This window comes from candidate division TA06 bacterium, from assembly GCA_016208585.1.
Taxonomy (GTDB): Bacteria; Edwardsbacteria; AC1; order AC1; family EtOH8; genus UBA5202.
In genome coordinates this window covers 1-18,451 of sequence record JACQXR010000018.1, presented here as the reverse complement: position 1 = coordinate 18,451, position 18,451 = coordinate 1, and the positions used below count along the sequence as shown (strand labels likewise).

General features: G+C 52.4%; 7 protein-coding genes. All 7 read left to right on the top strand.

Features of this window, described 5'->3' with window-relative positions; genetic code table 11:
- The first annotated feature begins 100 nt into the window (after positions 1–100).
- Positions 101–2,167, top strand: coding sequence for a T9SS type A sorting domain-containing protein (locus tag HY768_01685; protein MBI4725934.1), 2,067 nt, complete (start codon positions 101–103; stop codon positions 2,165–2,167).
- A 64-nt stretch (positions 2,168–2,231) separates the two neighbouring features.
- Positions 2,232–4,301 (top strand): VCBS repeat-containing protein, encoded by a 2,070-nt coding sequence (locus HY768_01680; GenBank protein ID MBI4725933.1) that lies wholly within the window; start codon positions 2,232–2,234, stop codon positions 4,299–4,301.
- A 502-nt stretch (positions 4,302–4,803) separates the two neighbouring features.
- The gene (locus tag HY768_01675) at positions 4,804–6,744 is read left to right on the top strand and encodes a T9SS type A sorting domain-containing protein (protein ID MBI4725932.1); all 1,941 of its coding nucleotides are present in this window, start codon (positions 4,804–4,806) and stop codon (positions 6,742–6,744) included.
- 233 nt (positions 6,745–6,977) lie between these two features.
- Entirely contained in the window at positions 6,978–8,891 is a 1,914-nt protein-coding gene (locus HY768_01670) for a VCBS repeat-containing protein (protein ID MBI4725931.1), read from the top strand.
- Positions 8,892–9,379: 488 nt separating this feature from the next.
- Entirely contained in the window at positions 9,380–12,160 is a 2,781-nt protein-coding gene (locus HY768_01665) for a T9SS type A sorting domain-containing protein (protein ID MBI4725930.1), read from the top strand.
- Positions 12,161–12,176: 16 nt separating this feature from the next.
- A complete protein-coding gene (locus HY768_01660) occupies positions 12,177–14,591 on the top strand; it encodes a T9SS type A sorting domain-containing protein (GenBank protein ID MBI4725929.1) in 2,415 nt (804 codons plus the stop codon).
- A gap of 829 nt (positions 14,592–15,420) precedes the next feature.
- The coding region (locus tag HY768_01655; protein MBI4725928.1) for a S8 family serine peptidase at positions 15,421–18,451 on the top strand (3,031 nt) is incomplete at its 3' end.

Below are 18,451 nucleotides of genomic sequence, written 5' to 3'. Positions count from 1 at the left end.
GGGTACTCAAATGCTTCGGAATTTAGGTCTTCTATGTTTTGTTCTTTCCCTGCTTTTCTTGTGGGGAACGAATGCTATCGCTCAGGACACCTGGACCGTAATGACCTACATAGCCGGCGACAACAACCTGAACGGCTATATCGAGCCTGACTGCGATGAGATGGAAGTAGTTGGCGGGAACGCCAACTACAATCTTATTGTGGGAGTGGATGGCAAGAAGGATTTCACTGAGGATGGATATGATGACACTCAGGCGAACGGTCATGAGGATATGCGATACTATTGGCTTAGATCCGGGATCACGGCCGGAAAGATTGATACCTTTGCGGCTGCCGGGAGCCCCAATAAAGAATTGGATACGGGGGTGGACACCGTTTTAATCAATTTCGGCCGATGGGGGGTCAAGAATTATCCCGCCCAAAAATATTGCCTTGATATATGGAATCACGGGAATTCCATGACCAAATCGGGCGGGACGGCGAACGGCGTCTTCGGCTTCGGGATTCCGGACGGCAAAGATCCCAAGGATTGCTGCAACGACGACGAGACCTCCTCTTCCATCACCTTTGCCAATGCCGAACCGCCGGCCGAGTATGAGAAGGCCTTGATGGGCGTCAAGGATTCCTTAAAACAGGACCTGGATGTGGTGTGTTTTGACGCCTGCGTGATGGCTCTGGCCGAGATTATGTTTATCACCAAGGATTATGCCCACATTATGGTGAGTTCGGAAAAAAGCATCGGCGCCGACGGCTATCGCTACGACACCTGGTTAGACACCCTTAAAAAGAACAATAATGTAAGCGACAGCGGGTTGGCGATAGCCTGCGTTAGATCTTATAAAGACGCGTATACGGCCACCGACTACAACACCCTTTCGGCAGTTCATTTGAAGACCCGGTTTATGGAGTTCATCAAGGCTTTGGACAATTTCGCCCGGGAGCTCATTTTAGCCGGCGGGAGAGGCAAGACCGAGATAAAGGATGCCAGAACCGCCACCGAAGACTATGATAACGCCGACCAATGCGACCTCTGGGATTTTGCCAATCGCATAAAACAAAAGACGGCGCTGTCTGCGGCCGTAAGAGCAGCAGCCGATACTTTGATGGTTAAGATTGGCTACGATAAGGACGCCACCTGGCACTCCACCGGGAAGGGAATAATCATCGCCGAAACGCACATCAGCACTCGGGCGGCCACCGATAGCGCCCATGGGATTTCCATTTTTTACGATGAAGCCGTTAATTCAGACACCGAGACCTGCAGCTTTTACCCGGCGCTGCGCAATAGCGGAGGGAAAACCGCCACGGGCGTCTCGGTAAAGCTTCGGCTGAAGAAAAACATTTTGGGCGGCATAACAATTACCGATAGCACCGCCAGCTTTGCCGATATAGCGGGCGCTAGTAAAAGCGCCAAAGCCCCGACGGTGGCCGTGGCCCAAGATTCGCTTATTTTTACCATAGCCAATGATGCGGCGCTGGAAGGGGAATGGATAGATTTTGACTTAGTAATTACTTCTACGGAAGAAGGAACAAAATCCATCGGTTTTCCGGTCCAGATCGGCCGGGCCAGCTCAAATCCGACGGCGGTGCACTTTGCCGAAATGAACCTGATGGCCTCTTCCGACGGCGTAAACCTTACCTGGCGCACCGAGAGCGAGCAGAACTGTCTGAGGTGGGAGATAGAGCGCTCGGACGACGCGGAGCGGGGGTTTGTCAAAGTTGGCGAGGTTGAAGGGGGCGGAACCACCTCCCAGCCGCAAAACTACAGCTATACCGATAACACCATCACCGAAAAAGGCATTTACTATTACCGGCTGGCCGAGATTGACCTAAACGGGGGAAAGACCTATTACGGGCCGATGAGCGTAACCTTTGGCGGGGATGTTCCGACGGCCTACCTGCTGTATCAGGCCAATCCCAATCCGTTCGGGCAGAGCACTACTATAAGCTATCAGCTTACAGCTAACGGCTATGTTGGTTTGAAGGTTTACGATGTAACCGGAAGGCTGGTTAGAACTCTGGTAGAGGGAGAGCAATCGGCTGGAGCACATACTGTAGCCTGGGATGCAAAAGACGAAAGCGGGAAAGAAGTCGCTAATGGCATTTACTTTTCCCGGCTAAATATATCCAACTTTGCTTCGACAAGAAAAATGATGCTTATCAGATAGGGCTATGCTTCCAAAAAGGGGAGAAGACAATATCGTCTTCTCCCCATTAAGGGAGGTGAGAACAATGCGGAGCGTGGCCCAAAGGATTGTCATCTTCATTATTTTCTCCCTTACGGTTGTTGGTGTTCTCCCGGCTATCACTTTCACCCCAGTAGCAAGTTATGTCGGCGTAGGTATTAATAATACTAACGCGATATTGCGCGGATATGATAGTGACCATGATGGGAATCAGGAGTTGTGGCTTGATCCAAAGTTAGGAAGCGGGCTGATTTTTGAGCATAAGGGGAATAACTGCTACGATACCACCCGCACGGGAAATTATTTCATTTACAACTTTGATATAGGAGATTTGGATGGCGATGGCTTCACTGATGTGGTAGCGGAAAGTGTAATAGGTTCGGATGAATCGATAAAAATCCACGAAAGTCCTGCCCTTGATTCCTTTCCCACCTCTTTAGTCTGGGAGTTTAACCATCCCGATTATGACGAAAACAATTACCTTACCATCACCAATGACCTTGACCAGGACGGTAAGAAGGAATTCATCTGGCATTACCTGAAGCCGATTCATATCTTTGAATGCACAGGGGACAATTCTTATCAAGAGGTCTGGACAGACACCAGCCGTTATAAGGGAGAAATTCAGTGCGGCGATTTTGACTGTGATGGGAAGAAGGATTTTCTGACCACCGGACATGGCGGACCGATCTCGGATGGAAGGATTGATGTATGGGAAAATACAACAGTCGGAGTAGATTCCTACGCCAAAGCTTGGACCAATTTCGACCTCGTTCACTGCAATCCCTTCCGGAATGCCCAGGCCCACGATATGGATGGGGATGGTAAGCCGGAGTTCATTGTGGGCTCGCAACGGGTGGAAGGTGATGATACTCTTGAGTTTGCCGTGTTTGAGACCGATGGAGATAACTCCTATCACCAGGTGTGGCAAGCGCTTTTTCCTTGCTTTGGAACAATATTAACTCATACCATAAGCGTTGGTGATGTCGACGGCGACGGAATAGAGGAGATGGTTTTTTCTTTTTCTGGTAAAATCTACATCTACAGGAACATCGGTCCCGATTCCTACCAGTTAATCTGGCAGAAAACCAATACTGGATTGGGCTTTTGCCGCATGTTAGTTTATGACCTCAACTCCAATGGCTATAAGGAACTTGTTTACAGCGGGTATAAGGACTACCCAGAGTCCACTCATAACGAGACCCATATCTTGGAGATTGTGGGGGAGGTAACCTGGGATAGCTTAACTGCCGCTTCCAAAGATAGTTGCATACAGGTGCAATGGATCACGAAAAGGCAGTTTGCCAATTTTGGGTTTAATGTTTGGCGTTCCCTGTTTGCGGACAGCAATTATTCCGTGATTTACCAGACCAACGATACTGTAAAACTTGATACTTTACTGCTTTCCTACTCGTTCAACGACAGCAACGTTACCAGCGGCACCACCTACTACTACAAAGTCCAGGCCAAGGCGTTGAATGACACGAGTTATTTTATCGGGCCGGCCAGCGCTACCTATACCGGGGCGCCCCTGTCCTTGCAATTTGTTTCTTTTACGGCCTCGGTAATTGCGGGCGCCATTGTCCGGCTTGAATGGCAAACCCAAAGCGCATGGAACAGTTATTTATGGAGAGTCAAGAGAGGATTAAATAACGACACATTAGACTATAAAGTCATTGCGGAACTTCCGGGCGATGGGACAACTAACGAACCCGGAATATATTATTACGACGATGAATGCGCCGTCGGATTTAATTCTTACAAACTTGATGAAGTTGACCTTTCCGGAAATGTAACCACCCATGGTCCCGTAAGTGCAACCGCCGGGGAACGGATAACGGCGTTCGGATTACGGCAGAATATGCCGAATCCGTTCGGGCAGAGCACTACTATAAGCTATCAGCTTACAGCTAACGGCTATGTTGGTTTGAAGGTTTACGATGTAACCGGCAGGCTGGTGAAGACACTGGTCAACGAAGATAAGAAGGTGGGAAGTTATGAAGTTAAATGGGACGGGAAGGACGAGCAGGGCAACAAGGTCAGCAACGGGATATATCTGTACCGGCTGATCTCGGGCGAGTTCCAGGCCACCGAGAAGATGATGATGCTTAGATAAACACTTTGACATAACTCAGTGCATCGCTCAGCACAAGTATTGCGGTAAATTTTTAACAAACCGCCTGCTTGTCCGCCGACCTGTCCGCAGCAGCCCGAAGGGCGTAGGCGGAAGTCCGCCAAGGCGGACGTAGGAGGGAGGCGGAATGAACACCAAAATATAAAAAATCTATTCAGGCCGTGGCAAAGTGGCATCTATATTTTGGCTCATTCTTTCATTTCCTCTCTGGGGCTAAAGCCCCTCGGGTTTCATTAGATTGCTTGCCACGACCTGAAGGTCGTGGCAATGGGTCGTGGCAAGATTGCTTACCGGGGCAACAAGGTCAGCAACGGGATATATCTGTACCGGTTAGTCTCCGGGGAGTTCCAGGCAACTAAAAAGATCACAGTTCTGCGCTGATTAGATAACCGTATGATGAAAAAGATGACGATGTCGCGATAATTTTCTGGAACCTCAAAGAAAACAAGCAAACAAAGCAGTCAACCAAAAGGAGGGAAAGAAAATGAAAAGGGAGATCTTAATATTAGCGGGGCTGGTCTTGATTACCGCTCCCATTTTTGCGGCGGCCCCGGCAGGCTATACCGAGGTTTCGGCGCTTGGTTCATTCGCCGGCGTCTCGGAATATGCCACTGCCGGAAACTGGGGCAGGAAATTAGTAAAAGGGTCGGGCAGTTATCTCTACCTGACCTATGTAGATGTGAATGATAGCATCAGATACGCCTTTAGCAACAATAACGGCACCGATTGGTATCTGAGAATGAGTGCTATAGGTCATGGTTATTTGCCGGTGATAGCGGTGAATCCTGCGACCAATTATCCGATTATCTTGTGGTTGGAGGGTCAGTCAATAAAGTATTCCAAAAATGTGCCTGGGGCCGAGCCCGACTGGACTTCTCCCGTAGAGATTGCCTCCATAGGCAATGCAGGCAGTGGGTGGGGGGCGCCGACTTTGACGGTAACCAGCGCCGGGATTGCTCACTATGTCTGGGCTTGGTGCGATCGCTCTTCGATACCTATCAACGGATATACGATCTCTGGCATTAGCCACGGTTATTTCAATGTAGCCGATGACCCGGCCACAATGACGATAGAGAAAGAAACAATTGGCGACGGGGGAGATGAAGGCGACTTCCGCTCACCATCCCTAGCCATAGACACCTATGACACCCTGCATCTCGTTTACCGGAATGGCGCAGGCGACATCTCTTACTGCTATCGCGGCCCCGACGGCTGGGCAGACCACAAGGACAATGTTTCGGCGAGAGAGTATGGAGAGAACTGCGAGACTCCATTTGCCGAGTTTGCCGGAACAGAGGTTTGGGTAGCCTGGGCAATGGATAATCCTGTCTATCCCGGCTATTATGAAACCCGGGGCAGGCCGAGAGACATAGCTAATCCCGCAAAAAAGGAGTGGTATGGCACAGAGGGAATGAGCCGTTCAAACAGCGAAGATTCCAGATTTCCAACCATCGCTTACGGAACATACGGTGTTTATCAGGATTCTGTCTCGGATTACTGGGAGGTCTTCTATCGCAAGAGACTCTGGGAAGATAATCCAGCAGTAAATGTTTCGGAAAGTCCCACTGTTAATTCCCGATATGCGCATACGGTCTATTGGAATGCCGGCGGCAATGGTTACCTTGGCATCCTCTGGACCGAAGGGAATGGTCCGGCCTGCGAGGTCAAATTCAGACGATTTGAGTTTACCGGGGCGGCGGCGCCTGCTTATGAACCCGAGGTGGGTGGCGCCAAGGCCAGCCCATTTACTCTCTCCAGGGACGGCTCTAAAACTTACAGCCCGATTTCCATAGACTACAGTTACACCGAGTTGGTCTACAGGCTTCCCTACTTGAATCCGCTGAAGAAGATTCAGTTGGTTTTGGTCGCCTATCAGAACGAGCCGGGCGCCGGCGAATGGCAGCAGAGGGCATACATTGACAACACGGCCGAGCGGCTGATCAAGTTCAAACCCGGCGTGCCGGAGACGGTAAAAATCTGGCTGCCGGCCGCCTCTTACAAGGACGACAAGGAAGTCATCCTCAGGGTGAAGCGGATTAAAGGGGATTTTGCCGCTATTGCCCATCTTGGTCTCTATGAGTTTGAGAGAGACGAAGAGACAGGCGGCGGCGCCCAGCTAATCAGTGCTTTAACCACAAGCCCTGTAGCCGCAGACCTCAGCCTGCAGAACTCACCCAATCCGTTTAAGCAATTAACAACCATCAATTATCAATTGGCAACACCAGGCCAGGTCAGCCTGAAGATTTACAACATAAGCGGACGGTTGGTGAAAACATTAGCGGACAGGGTTCAGGGGGCGGGAGAGCACAGCGTAAAGTGGGACGGCAGGGATGACAATGGTAAAGAGGTGGCTAATGGCGTCTATTTCTACCGGCTGAATGCAGGTCCTTCGTACCAGACCAAGAGGATGATACTTCTCAAATAAACACAGAGGATTGAGGGATGGGGGAAATTATTTCCCCCATCCCCGCCTTGTTAAAGGAGGTGGAAAAGATGAGAAGAAATATCATTCTTTTAGTGACGCTCCTTTCGCTCCTTTATCCTCTCAGCGCTTTCTCAATAAATTTTATTGAGAAAGCTGGTTGGAATGACATAGGTATTAATTGGTATTCATGCCCCCTAAGAGGGTATGATAGCGACCATGATGGGAATCAAGAGTTGTGGCTTCAACCTACCGGGGCAGTAATAGGGACCGTGAAATACGGGCTGATTATTGAACATAAGGGGAATAACTCTTATGATACCACCTGGACAAGAAACTATTTTATTTCCGAGTTTGATATAGGTGACTTGGATGGAGATGGGCTCACCGAGATAGTGACAGACACTTCCACAGGCAATGATGAATGGCTGAGGATTTTTGAAAGTCCTGCCCTTGATTCCTTTCCCACCTCTTTAGTCTGGGGGTATGACCATCCCGATTACGACGAAGTCAATTGGATTACCATCAGCAACGATCTTGACCAGGATGGCAAGAAGGAATTCCTCTGGAACTACTTGGGACGGGTTCATATCGTTGAGTGCACCGGAGATAATTCCTATCAAGAGGTCTGGACGGATACGGCCCGGATGAACGGGAAGATGCTATGCGGTGATTTTGATTGCGATGGAAAGAGGGATTTTGTAGGGACTAGCACATCTATTCCGCGCATTCGTGTGGTTGAAAACACAGTGGTGGGAGCTGATTCATACGCCATAGTATGGGGAACTCCGGGTGGTCTTGGAGACACTATGGTTTATGACAACGCTTATATGATTGCCCAGGCCAAGGATATGGATGGGGATGGAAAGCCGGAGTTTATCGTCGGCTCTAAAAGGATTGGCATTGATGACAGCCTGGAATTTGCCGTCTTTGAAATGAATGGCGATAATTCCTATCATAAAGTATGGCGGGTTCGCCCTCAAAAGGGCAATAATCGTGGAATCTCAGTGGGTGATGTTGACGGAGATGGAAAGGAAGAGATGGTGTTTTCTACCAGCGGGGGGAGGCTCTATATGTATAAAAACAACGGACCCGATTCCTATGAGTTAATGTGGCAATACAGCACGGGTCTGGATGCCGCTCCTACTTTGATTTATGACCTCAACTCCAATGGCTATAAGGAACTTGTTTACAGCGGGTATAAGGACTACCCAGAGTCCACTCATCACGAAACTCATATCTTGGAGATTGTGGGGGAAACAGACTTTGTTTCCTTGAGCGCCGATTCCGGGGATAAGTTTGTCTGCTTAGGCTGGACTTCTGCTCAGGAGATTGCCAACACTGCCTGGTGGATTGAGCGGTCAACCCAGCCGGACACAAACTTCATCCGCATCGCCACGCTGCCCGACACCCAGGGAACAAGATACGACACCACCAATTACACCTATGTTGACACCACAGTGACCAATGGAATCATCTACTACTATCGGGTGGCTGATGTTCCCTTGAATGGCGCGCCTGTCTGGCACGGGCCTGTTTCCGCCACGCCGTATCTGGTTGGGTTGGCGGTTACCTTTGCCGGGATGAACCTGACGGCCTCCTCTGACGGCGTGAACCTTACCTGGCGCACCGAGAGCGAGCAGGACTGTTACCAGTGGGAAATAGAGCGGTCTGATAGCCCGGAACAGGGGTTTGTCCAGGTGGGCAAGGTTGACGGGGGCGGCACCACTAACCAGCCGCAAAGCTACAGCTACGCCGACAATACCATCGCCGAAAAAGGCGAATACTACTACCGCCTGGCCGAGGTAGATCGAAACGGCAATAAAACCTACCACGGGCCGATGAGCATAACCTTTGGCGGAGACGTTCCGGAGGCCTACCTGCTGGCCCAGAGCGTTCCCAACCCCACCCGGGGCGGGGTCAGCATCAGCTTCGCCCTCAAAAAATCAGGGAACACCAGCTTGAAGATATACAACATCGCCGGGCAGGTGGTCAGGATATTGGATAATGGATACCGGATTGCCGGGGTATACAGCATTCCCTGGGACGGGAAGGACGAGCAGGGAAACAAGGTCAGCAACGGGATCTACCTGTACCGGTTAGTCTCCGGGGAGTTCCAGGCAACTAAAAAGATCACAGTTCTGCGCTGATTAGATAACCGGCAGCAGCCAAAGCGGCGTTTCATCAGCTTGAAACGCCGCTTTGGCTTATTCCTGATGCCTTCAGCCTCCGAAGGGGCCTGCCCTGAGAAGGGCTGACTATGCCCGGCCTCCGAAGTGGCCTGCCCTGAGCAGGGCTGACTATGCCTGGCCTCCGAAGTGGCCTGCCCTGAGAAGGGCTGACTATGCCTGGCCTCCGAAGTGGCCTGCCCTGAGAAGGACTGACTATGCCTGGCCTCCGAAGTGGCCTGCCCTGAGAAGAGCTGACTATGCCTGGCATCCGAAGGGGCCTGCCCTGAGCCTGCCCGCGGCGAACTTGTCAAACCATCTCAAGGGGTTAGTCTGGCATAAAAACAACCGGTAAAAATATTTTGAAAAATTGATAAAAACCTCTTGACAAACCAGGGCTAATCTATTACAATATAAACTCGTAACCGCGATAAAATAACTAAAAATATAAATTTATGGAGGTTCAGACCATGAACCGAAAATTGTTCACAATTTTGGGTCTGGCGCTGTTTCTGGTCTGTGCGCTTGCCCCGATGTGGCGGTGGGCGGCAGTCCAGGCCAAGCCCGTGGAAAGGGCCAAAGCCACGCCGTTCAAGGCTTCCGACTACGCTAAAGCTTCTTCGGACAGGCTTACGCCCGCCGAAGGGCTTCAGCCCGCAGGCAGGCCTGCGGCCAAGGCTGCGGTGGATACGGTCTTTTTCGATGATTTTGAAGCTGATACCGTGGGGTGGGACACCATAGATATGTCTTTTCAAACTCCCAAATGGCATATTGATTCCTATCAGGCCTATGCCGGTAACTCCTGGTGGTGCGGAACCAGCACCGATACCGCAGGCTGGAGCACTCCGCCGGGCTATGGCGACGGATGGGCCCAGTTTTTGATATCGCCGAATTTTGACCTTACCGCGATATCAGCCGACTCGGTGATATTTTCCATGTGGCATTACTACAATTTGGAGGGTCCGGCCTTTCCTGACGACTGGGATTGCATCAACGTCTGGGCCGACACCACCGGCGATACCTTGTGGCATTTTGACAATTGGATAAACCTTACCCCCGATACCCTGCGTTTTCCCGGAACGGCCTATAACATATCGCACCCCTATTCCTGGACATACACCGGACTGTCACCGGACCTGGTGCCGATCTACGGCTGGGGCGGCGACAACGGCGGCTATACTCAGGCCGGCTTTGATCTGACCCGTTTCAAGGGCAAGAACTTGCGGCTGTGCTTCATAGGCGCCAGCGACGCCGCAGCCTCGGATCAGACCCGGAATATGAATTACCACGGGATATGGTATCTGGACAATATTCAGGTTGATACCGTCAGCGCCGGCGGCGCCAGAGGATCCATATTCTTTGAGGATGGCGAAACCGGTTCCGGCGCTTGGAAAGCCACCGGCAAAACCCCCAAGATCAACTGGCACCGGAGCGCCAGAAGGGCCAGCAGCGGGACCACATCCTGGTATAACGGGAGCGAGGCCACCGGGAAATACTCCTGGGGGCAGTCGGATGCCATGGTGTCGCCGCTTATTGACCTGCGGCCGGTGAGCAACTCCCAGCCTTGCCTGTTGGATTTCAGGATCTGGCCCGAGGTTCCGGACGATGGGTCGGATTTAAACACCTATAACGACTGGTGGCGGATAGATGTTTCCACCGATTCGGGGCGCAACTGGCTGGACTTTGCCGGCATCTTCATCGATTCCAGCAAACAATGGAAGAACCACTCGGATATTTGGCCGCTAAACTTGAGCAGTTATATTGGCAAGATCATCAAGCTGCGCATCGGCATGGGCAGCGACGGCGACAACCATGTAGGCGAGGGAGTTTACATAGACGATTTCATCGTTACCGGCAAGACCCGCGATCCTCTGCCGTCGGCCAGCAGCATCTGTCTGGTAGACAATGACGGCGGGGCCGCCGACCTTTCCGAAAATTCCTGGACCAAATACATGGAAGCCTCGCTGGCCAATCTAGGCTACAAATACTCAGTGGTAACGATAGGGGTCAATAAAACCATGACCCCCGGCTATCTGGAACAGTATCCCTTGGTAATTTGGAACCTGGGCGCCAATTTCGATTATCGGGCCGGCGCGGAGTACAAGGCCCTGGCCATAAAGGATCAGGAATGCATACTGTCATACTTGAATAACGGCGGCAGGATGTGGATGGCCGGGCAGTACTATTTCTACGCCAACGGCACCCAGATAGACACCACGGTTCACCCCAACTTCTGGAGGGACTACCTGCACCTGGCCCCGGACACCGGCTGGGCGGCCGCCACCACCTACAAAGTGACCGGCATTGCCGGCGACCCGATAGGCGACGGCCTGGCCGACTCGCTGCTATACGACCGGCTTAACGGCAGCAGCGTCTATTGGACCGATCCCTGGCACGCTTACACGCTTAATCCCGATACTCCGGCGGTAAATGTGGCCGGCTTCATGAAGAACGACGACGGCACCTTCAACGGCCTGCGTTATCAGGATACTACCGGGCTGGGCTACAAGTTAGTGTACACCTCGTTCCCCTTCGAGGCGGTCCCCACTCCGGTATCCCGCGATACTTTGACGGCCCGGGTCATCAACTGGCTTAAACCCGGTTTAAACGGCGATTACACTCCGCCGGCGGTTCCGATCGGTTTGGCGTTGCAACAGAATTACGACACAGTCAAATGCGTTTGGCGGGCCAATGCCGAGCCGGATATCAAGGGCTATAAAGTCTACCGTTCCCTGCAAAGCGGGATTCCGACCTGGAGCAAGGTAGGAAGCGCCCTGCATCCGGACACCGCATTTGCCGACACCACGGCGGAATCCGGCCTGACCTACAACTACGCGATAACGGCCTGCGACACTCTGGTTCCGGCCAACGAAAGCCTGAAATCGCTGTGGTCGCGGATTTACGTAGCGCCGGTGATGGGGCTGGAAGGCAGGCCAGTTGAACCGTTTACCGTTTACAGTTTCAAATTAGAGCAGAACAAGCCGAACCCGTTTAAACAATTAACAACGATCAATTATCAATTAGCCAAGCAGGGCCAGGTCAGTTTGAAGGTGTACAGCATCGCCGGACAGGCGGTCAAAACATTAGCGTCCAGCGTACAGCAGGCCAGAGCGTATAGCGTAACCTGGGACGGAAGGGATGACAAGGGCCGGGCGCTTTCCAACGGCGTGTATTTTTACCGGTTAGAGGCCCGGGGCCAGAACGGCCAGGAACGCCTGAGCCAAACCAAACGACTGATAATCGTGAAGTAGGAAGGAGATAATGAATATGAAAAAAAATATTTTTATGGTTTTGGCCCTGATCGGCCTGGCCAGCTCTGTTTGGGCCGCGATCCCCAGCATCACCCTGACCACCATCTGGCCCGATACCGCCTTCTCCGGGCCCTATACCGTCCGGACGGTGATAAAATGTTCCGACGGTCTGGGATGGGTAGGGATGGGTTTTTACTTTAATCCGGACGCCGGCTCTGATCCCTTGACTTGGCCCTATGGCGGGGCGGGTAACCCCAACGACAGCTGGATAGAGGAGTACACCCAATCGGGAGACACATTTTACTTCGATATCCCGGCCATTCCCGCTGACTCAATGGAAACCCCGGTCAAGGTCGGCTATTGCATCCTGGCCTATAACGCTTCTTTTGCCGAGTCTTCGGTAGATCCCAGTTCCGGCTACCACAGTTTCTTGAATAAAATCTATACCCCGGCCTATTCCAACGTCAGTGCCCTGAAGGACACTTTCTTCAACGGGCCGTTTGTGGTCAAGACCAGGCTAAACACCGCCTACGGCGACTCGGTCAAGGACGACTTCATCTACAGCGACATCGCCGGAGGATTCAATTATCCCAGGGACAGCGTTGGGGCCGATGGATATTATTACTATAGCATTCCCCGGTTTACCGGGAACGCCATGACCCCGGTCAAAGTCCTCTGGTTTTTAACCGCCTACGACACCCTGGGCAACTGGGCCCAGTGGCCGGTGCGCCGCGATACCATGAACTGGTTCAACCTGATTGACCCCATGCCCTCCAATCCCAGGACCTTAGCCAATACAGATCAAACCGGGCCGTTCCCGGTCTGGGCCACCTTTAAGGGAGAAGGACCGATCATCAACGATTCGCTGTGGATCTACAATGGCGGCGCCGGCAATTGGGACCCCTATGCCCGCGACAGTCTGAAGGGCGATGTATATTACTATACCATTCCCCAGCAGCAGCAGGCGGTGATAAATCCGATAAACGTGCAATGGTACTTAAAGGCTTCCGACAGCCTGACCGGAAACTATACCTACCTGCCGTTTTCCGCCAGCATCGGCGTGCCTTATGAGTTCAGGATATTTGACTGGACCGGCCCGGTGATCACCAACCTAACTCAGATCGGCAACACTTCATCCACCGGTCCGTTCGACGTCACGGCCAGCTGCCGCGACACCTCGGGCATCGCGCAGGTGCGGGTCTATTTCCGGGCCAAGCCTTCGGCCGACACCTCCTGGAACTATCTGCCGATGTACCCCACCGGCAATCCCGACGAATACCAGGCCAGCCTGCCGGTGCAGTCTCCCGGGATGCTGGTCCAATATTACGTTTCCGCCCGGGACGGGGCCCTTAACGCCGACGGCACCGCTTTGTGGAACGTCTCTTACGCACCGGCCGGCGGCCCGGCCACCCCCAATAATTTTTATACCGGCAGCCCGCAGTACAAGCTGCTGCTGGTCAACGACGGGCTGGTCGCCACCAATTTCGGCGACTACTATACCGCCTGCCTGGACAGCAACGGGGTTACCTTTGGCTACTGGGATAACCGCAAGGCCAATGGGCTGACCCAGCTCCGCAATTTCAACACCCTGATCTGGTTCACCGGCGACGACAGCGCTGGCACCTTGATCCAATCAGAACGGGACAGTTTAACCGCTTTCCTGAACCGGGGCGGGAATCTGCTGCTCTCCTCCAAAAATCTGGGGCAGAGCCTGGGGGGGAAGCCCAACAGCGATACCGTGGACTTCTATCATAATTACTTAAAGGTCAGTTTTGATTCCTTCAATATACCGGTCTCCATCACGGCCTTCATTGGCAACCCCGGTCTGCCGATCAGCCACGGCATTATGGATACCTTGTCTATCGCCACGTTGGGGACGGCCGGGAATTGGAAGTCAATAGACAGGGTGCTTCCCCTGGCCGGGGCCGACTCTTTGTTTACGGCCAAGACCATCGGCGGCTGCGGAGTAGTCATTTGTTCAACCGGGGTCTATAAAAGCGTGTACAGCAGCATACCCTTGGAGGCGGTGAGTAAAACCTCGGCCGGCAAGTTATCCCGCACCGCTTTCATCGGGCGGTGCTTAAACTGGTTCGGCATCCAGACTTTCTACAAGGTGGAGGGCGAGGAGGTGTCCGAGGCCGGCCCGGTTCACGATGCGGCCCTGCTGTATCAGGCCTATCCCAATCCCTTTGGCCAAATTACAAATATCAAATATCAAATTGCAAAATCGGGGCAGGTGTCCCTGAAAGTTTACAACGTGCTGGGCCAGATGGTGCGAACGCTGGTCGATGAAGATAAGAAGATGGGAAGCTATGAAGTTGTGTGGAACGGAAGAGACGAAACCGGCAACAAGGTCTCCAACGGGATCTACCTTTACCGATTAGTAGCCAATGACCAAAGCCAGACCAAAAAGGTGGTAGTTTTACGGTAACACTATCATCTTTGGCGAAAACACATATCATCGCTTTCTCTGCTGCACTTTTCTACTCATACATGTCATTCCCGCTTTCGTTCGCCATCCTCTTTCGTCCATACTACGGCGGACCACCGCAATTGCGGGGTAAACCTCGCCTTTAGGGGCGTGGCGGTGGTCCGCCGGAGTTTATCCCTGGATGCCTGCCTGCGCAGGCATGACAAGGGGCAGGAATGACACCCTTGGGACATGGATAGAGACGAAAGTGATATCTGCCTAAATTCAGGTAAAATCAGGGGTTTTTTAAAAAAAGTGGGACTGAAAACCCGCCTTTTTGCATTTAACTATGAAAAAAATGCACTATACTAACACATTGTAAATCATATAGTTAAAAAACACATATGCATAAAATGTAAAACAATTAAATGACTATCCAATCTGTTCAGGAAACAACTGGAAGAGCTTGGGTTGACTCGAACTCAACCCCTTCGCTTCCCCTTCTCTTGCATTATGTTAGCCCGAATTTATATAAGAGAAGGGGACAGAGGGGATGAGTTCGTAGAAAGGCCTTTTTGGCACGGTTATTGCAGTTTTAAATTTCTATCGTATATAAATTATAAACAAATAATTCACAACAAACATTAGGAGGTTTACTATGGCACGGAAAACCAGTCTGTTGGCTGCAGCGCCAAAAAGTATAGCTATGGTTATCGCCATGTCTATAGGAGTCGGCTTGTTTGCCGTAATGGGCTTTGATTCCCTGCAGGCGGAAAAAATTAACAGGCCCGAAAATCTGGTAACAAAACGTCCTCCGGTAACTCTATTGCAGCCGGCTGACGGAGCTACGATGCAAAGGAAAGATCTGCGGTTTGCTTGGGCTCAAATCCCGGGGGTCGAGGAATACGGGCTTTTCATTTCCAGTACTCCGTTCACGATTGACAAATACGGCGTGCTCCAAGGCGGCAGCCTGGTCATCAAGGCGAAACGCGGCGATCCGCCGGTATGGGAGCCCGATTTTTATTACCCGGAACTGAAGGCCGGCCATACTTATTACTGGGCCATAATTTCGGATATCGAAGAACCGGCCGAACGGCGGGCATCAAAAGTCAAAAGCTTTACCATCGGACTAAAACCGGCGATGGCGAGCGTTGACCGGACTTCCAATTTACCCAAGATGTCCGCAGGCCTGGCCTCGAAATTTTCTCCCGAGGTTTCCCAAAATGCAAACTTGATCTCGGCCGGCGGCGGCTTTACCATTGATACGAAAGTTGGAGAGCCGAAACTGCCGCAGGAATTAACAGGAAGTGCGGCCAAAGCAGGAGAAAGAGGCTATTATATCGTTCACTTTAACGGCCCGATTTATCCCCAAATGAAAGAAGCCCTGGAAAAAAGCGGAGCCATTGTTTACGACTATCTGCCGAATTACGCCTTCATCGTCGGCATGGATGAAAACATAAAGGCCAGGGTAAAAAATATTCCCTCCTGCGATTGGACCGGTTTGTATCAGCCGGCTTACAAATTCTCCCAGGAAGATATGGACCGGCATTTAACGGTAAACAAATCAACCAACCGCGCAGAAGTGGTCATCCGGTTCTTCACCGAAGAGGATTTGGGCAAGAATATCGCCAGCCTTGAAGGGATGGGGGTCAAGGTTCTTAAGAGTTCGGAATCGGAATTCAACAAAATAGCCAGGGCCGAGGTCGACGCCTCCAAGATATCGGATATCGCCCGGCTGCCCGGAGTCTGCTTTATCGAGCCTTTCGTGATCCATAAAATACTCAACAATCTCTCCATCCGTTATATGTCCAGCGGCCTCAACACGGCCGACACCACCATTTACACGAAAGGCGTCAAAGGCCAGGGCGAGATTGTGAATATCTCGGACACCGGGATCAGGATGACCCACCAAAATTTCAAAGATCCGGACGTTTCCGTTACGGCGGACGGAGATTATACCACCCACCGCAAGGTCATCGCCTATAAGGTCTGGAAGCCCGCTACCTTCGGGGATTATAACGACGGCCACGGCACCCACACCGTGGGAACGATTTGCGGCTATTCAAAATATGGATCGGTTACCGTGGATTCCATGCCCGGCATGGCCAAATTGTCAAAGATATATTTCCAGGATGTAGGCAAGGCGGACACTCTATATGGGCTGCCCGACGACCTGACTTTGCTTTTTAAACAGTCTTATACCGGCAATTCCGCGGGCGGAGCCAGGGTTTCTTCGCATTCCTGGGGCTCCAGTAATCACACCTACACCGGGTATTGCCGGGATGTCGACATCTTTACCTGGAAATATCAGGATTTCGCCGTGTTCTTCTCGGCCGGCAATTCCGCCGGCGCGGTAGACGCCGATTCCATCGGCTCGCCTGCCAGGGCCAAGAATACCGTGGCGGTTGGCTCGGTCGGCGCCAGGGCTACCGGCAACGCCGATGATATCCCCGGTTATTCCAGCCGCGGGCGCACCAAACCGGATGGCCGGTATAAACCGGATATTTTGGCAGTCGGGGGAATGGCCTCTTTTACTGAAGCAGGTCCATATTCGGCCGATGGCGGGGCGGATGCCGCCTATGTACGGATGTCCGGCACTTCCATGGCTTCCCCGTGCGCGGCCGGGATGGGCGCCTTGGTGCGTCAATATTTTAGGGAGGGCTGGTATCCCACCGGGACCAAGGTCAGGCTCAACGGATTTATTCCTTCCGGCGCCCTGATTCACGCGGTGGAAGTAGCCTCCGGCGACACCAATCTCTCATCCAATGCGGTACTGCCCAATGGCGCGGCCGGTTGGGGAAGGATAGACATTGACTCCGCCCTTTATTTCTCCGGCGATGGAAGGAAGCTTTTGGTGATCGACAATCAAGACGGACTGATCACCGGGGATGCGGTCTCCTATCGCTTCAATGTGCCGTCTTCGGCCGCCAATCTCAAGATAGTGCTGGTGTGGCACGATTATCCGGCCGCAGTCGGCGCAACTTTGCCGTTGGTAAACGACCTCAACCTGGAGGTCAACGGCGCCGGCACCATTTATTGGGGGAATAGATATACCTCGGGCCAGTCAACCGCCAATCCCACCGGCAAAAGGGACACGGCTAATATAGTGGAAGTCGTCAGGCTAAAGGCTCCGGCAGCCGGGGCCTGGGTGGCCACCATTAACGGAAACAACATTCCCTATGGCGCCCAGCCCTTCGCTTTGGTGGTGGTTTATACCCAATCGCAGTTCGCGGCCAGCGTCAGATTGGATAGAACCAGATATTCCGTTCCGGCCGGCGGCACCGTGGGCGATACCGTCAGGATCGCGGTGGTGGATTCCTTCGGCACCGCCACGGCGGTGGATACCGCTTTGGTGGCAGTCTGGAGCAAATATGAAACCTCGCCGGATACGGTAAAATGCATCGAAGACACGGCCGACGGGAATTATTTCATCGGCAAAATACCGCTCAGGACTATAGCCGCCAAGCATAATGACGGTTATCTCTCGGTTGAACAGAGCGATTCGGTATTCGCGTCTTTTACCGACGCCAGCCCGGCCTTTACCGATACCGCCAGGGCCAGGGTGGATCTGATTAACTTCGTCATTACCAATGTCAGGGCCGAGAATGTCTTCAACGCTGCCGCGGACATCAAATGGACCACTTCGGAGGCGGCTACCAGCACGGTCTATTATGACACCCTGACCTCGGTCGGAAAGAAGATTACGGATGCGGATCAGGATATTCCCGCCGGCGAAGTGCTTAGCCACGTCATAACCCTGAAGGGCTTGACGCCCAATCGTCTCTATTATTACGACGTGGAATCCAAGGACCATGCCGGCAACATGGTCCGGGATAACAACGGCGGCCGGCATTATACCTTTACCACTACCAACAACTGGG